The following is a 2,206-nucleotide window of genomic DNA, read 5'->3' on the forward strand; positions in this document are numbered from 1 at the left end:
TCGGCCGGCGGCAGCTCGGGCGCCGGTTCGGGGACGCGCTCCACGACAAGTTCCGGGGCGGCTTCGGGTTCCTCGACCGGCACGGGTTCCGGCTGTGGCTCTGGGGCCGGGGCATGGGCGTGGGCGAGGAGGGTGCCGCCGAGGAATGCGAGGGCGGGCCATCCGGCGACGAGGATGCGCAGCCAGTCCGGGACGTCGTTCATGTCGAGGAGTCCGGCGGTGGCGACGTTGGCGCCCAGCGACGCGATCAGGGCGATGGCGAACCAGAGCCAGGCGTCACGGCTGCCGCCGTCTTTGCGCATCCGGCGCCAGGCAGCGACGAGCAACAGGTCGACGCTGACCGGGTAGGCCCACGCCTTCCATCCGTCCTGACCAGCCGCGGCTGCCAGGTCGTGCAGGTGGGCGAAGGACAGGGCACCGGCGATGACGGCCTGGATGAGCACGGCGTCGAGGCGGAGGGTACGGAACACGAGGTCACCTCCTTTCGGGCATGGGTCGGGTAGGGACCTGGCGTGAGACGGTCACGCCGACCGAGGGAGAGGTGGCAGCTAGCTGGTCGCCGGAACCGGCTTCACCAGCGGGGCGGGCGCGACAGGCCCGAAGACGGTGGGAACCACCGGCCGATACGGGGCGAGGCGCGGGACGTCCGGGGTGAGGTGCGCGTGCGCGGCGCAGATGGCTGCGGCGTCGGTCGCGCTGAGTTCGGGGGTGCGGATGCGGGACCAGCCGCCGGAGGTGTCTCCGGCCACCGCGAGGCCGGGCAGGTCGGGCGGGATCGACGTCACGGCCACGACCGCGTCGGGGGCGATGTCGCCGAGCCCCATCTCGGCGGTCTGCTTGTCGTTGACCCGGTGCACCACGCGCCCGGTGAGCTGGGCACGCAGCGCGGTGGCGCCCTTGCCGAGGTCGGAGCCGAACCGCTGCCCGCACACCTCCAGGAACATGCCGGCCGCGCGAGCCATCTGCCCCAGACGGATCAACTGCGTAACCATCCGGTCCCGGCGTTCCTCGTCCTTCTTGGTGGCCACGAGGAAGAGTTCCGCGACCTCGTCCACCAGGAGCACGACCGGTACCGGACGTACGGCGTCGGGCAGTTCCCACACGTCGGCGGCGCCGTGCTCGCTCAGCAGGTCGAACCGGTCTTCCATCTCGTCCACGAGCGCGTCCAGGAGTCCGGAAGCTTCCTCGGGCGTGATGGCGAGCGCCGACAGGCGGGGCGCGTACCTCTGCTGTTCGACCCCCCGCTTGCAGTCGATCCCGACCAGGGCGACCCGGAGGCGGGCGAGCCCGGCGATCAGGTTGCGCTGGTACATGGACTTGCCCGACTGGTTCGCTCCGAGCGTCAGCGCGTGCGGGACCTTGAGGTAGTCGCGGACGAACGCGGTGCCGTCCTCCCGCAGCGCGACCGGAACCGTCATGGGCCGGGAGGAGACGGGGCGGGGCATCTTCACCCGGCGCAGGACGTCGTAGCCGGTCATCCGCAGTTCGACGAAGCCCGGCTTGATCTCGGCGACGTTGACGGAGTGGACGCCCCAGGCGTGCCGCAGCCGCTCGGAGGCCGCCATCACGTCGGAGGGCTCCAGACCGGCCGGGAGGCGGAGGGTGACCCGCATGCCGGTCGAGGAGGCCCGCACCCGGCGGATCTTCGGCGGCACGGGCTGGACGTCGGGGCGGCGGGCGACGTTGCGGACCATGAACGCCCGCAGGCGGGACGGCTGAACCGTCAGCCCGCACACGTCCATCGTGGAGCGGTACGTCACCGCGAACCGCGTGGTCGCCACCGGCAGACCCACCAGCGACCAGAAGATGCGCGGGGCGCGGACCTTGGCGTATCCGAGACCGCCACCGGCCCCGGCGAGCGGGAGGGCGACCTCCCATAACGTCGACAGGTCGGTCATGGTCAGACCCCGACCGGGGTGACGGCGACCGCACGGAACGAGATGCCGTGACGGGTCTGGCCGTTGAACGTGTTCTCCCAGTCCCGCGCCTTCAGCCCGATCACCGACACCGGCATACCCGGCGCGAGCCCGTCGGGGAGACCGGTCTCCGGCTGTCCACGGTGGGGCTGCTGATCTCGGACGAAGGGGAGGGCAACCTCTACCAGGTGACCGTGCCGGAGACCGGTCTCCCCGACGGGCTCGCGCCGGGTATGCCGGTGTCGGTGATCGGGCTGAAGGCGCGGGACTGGGAGAACACGTTCAACGGC

The 2,206-nt window shown here is 71.7% G+C and carries 2 protein-coding genes; both read right to left on the reverse strand.

What is annotated here, in order from left to right; genetic code table 11:
* The coding region (locus tag AOK00_RS27845; protein ID WP_055603011.1) for a DUF2637 domain-containing protein at positions 1-470 on the reverse strand (470 nt) is incomplete at its 3' end.
* A 78-nt stretch (positions 471-548) separates the two neighbouring features.
* On the reverse strand, positions 549-1,898 hold the full coding sequence (locus AOK00_RS27850; protein ID WP_055603010.1) for an FtsK/SpoIIIE domain-containing protein: 1,350 nt from the start codon (positions 1,896-1,898) through the stop codon (positions 549-551).
* Positions 1,899-2,206: the final 308 nt, after the last annotated feature.

The sequence above is a fragment of the Streptomyces aureus genome (assembly GCF_001418135.1).
GTDB classification, from domain to species: domain Bacteria; phylum Actinomycetota; class Actinomycetes; order Streptomycetales; family Streptomycetaceae; genus Streptomyces; species Streptomyces aureus_A.